This is a genomic window from Roseivivax halodurans JCM 10272, from assembly GCF_000521785.1.
In the GTDB taxonomy this organism is placed as follows: Bacteria; Pseudomonadota; Alphaproteobacteria; order Rhodobacterales; family Rhodobacteraceae; genus Roseivivax; species Roseivivax halodurans.
Window position 1 is genome coordinate 1 of the sequence record NZ_JALZ01000120.1, and the last position, 1030, is coordinate 1030.

General features: G+C 62.1%; 1 protein-coding gene. It reads right to left on the reverse strand.

The genetic code is table 11. The features are described from left to right. Positions 1 to 987, reverse strand: a 987-nt coding sequence (locus tag OCH239_RS21405) for a LysR family transcriptional regulator (protein WP_244430424.1), incomplete at its 3' end; no start/stop codon positions are given. Positions 988 to 1030: the final 43 nt, after the last annotated feature.

Sequence of the window (1030 nt, forward strand, 5' to 3'; positions counted from 1 at the left end):
GGCCTTTTTCAGCAGCCTGTTAATAGTATCCTTCAAGGCTCCCTGTACGGTGCCGAAGAAATCGAGCACGGCGCGAATGCGGGCGGTATGGCGGAGGTCGGGATGGGTCAGCATCCAAAGGTCCGCGACAAGGTCTTCGACCTCGATGCCAAGGCGTTGCAGGTCAGCATCTGGCTCGGCCAAATAGCAGGGCAGGAGCGCAACGCCGATGCCGGCACGGACCGCAGCATGCATACTCAGGACGCTATCCATCCTGATGATGCAAGATCCTTCACACCCGCGCTTTCGCATCCATACGTGAAGTTGAGGATAGGCCATGGACGCGCTCGGGCCGATCCAGGGCAGGGCTGACAATTCCCGTCGATCCACCTCGCCGAGGCCAAGCGACCGCGCCCCATAGACGGCTTGCCGGATTCGGCCGAGGCGGCGTCCGACCAAGTGCTCCTCGGGTGACGCCGCGGGCCGGATTGCGATATCCGCCTCCCGGAGGGAGAGATCGGCAATCTCGTTCGAGACGGCGACCTCGAGCACGATCTCGGGTTCCGAATGCCGCAAACTGGCAATCTGAGGTGCCAGCAGGCCGTGGAGCAGCGTGTCGGTCGTTGCCAGGCGCACGATACCCGAGGGCCTCAGGTCGCGGCCCGCTACGCGTCGCTCGGTCACGTTGGCGAGGTCTTCCATCTCGCGCGCGGTCTTCGCGACTTCTTCCCCTGCGGCCGTCAGGCGATAGCCGGTGCGAAATCGCTCGAAGAGCCGCACGCCAAGCGTCTCTTCGACCGCGTTGATCCTGCGGAACATGGTCGGATGGCTCGACCCGGACCGGTGCGCCGCGCCCGAAAGCGAGCCCGCCTCCGCGATCCGGAGAACGGTCTGGTAGTCGTTCCAGTCGAGCCGCTTGTTCATTTGTGAAATGCCGATATTCAAGATCTTTAGGCGACATATCAGAATTGAAAGCCCAGTGTCAGGCCAGGCTCCGAAAAGGATCACGGAAGACACGCAGATGCATACCCATATCGTTCATGCTCATCCC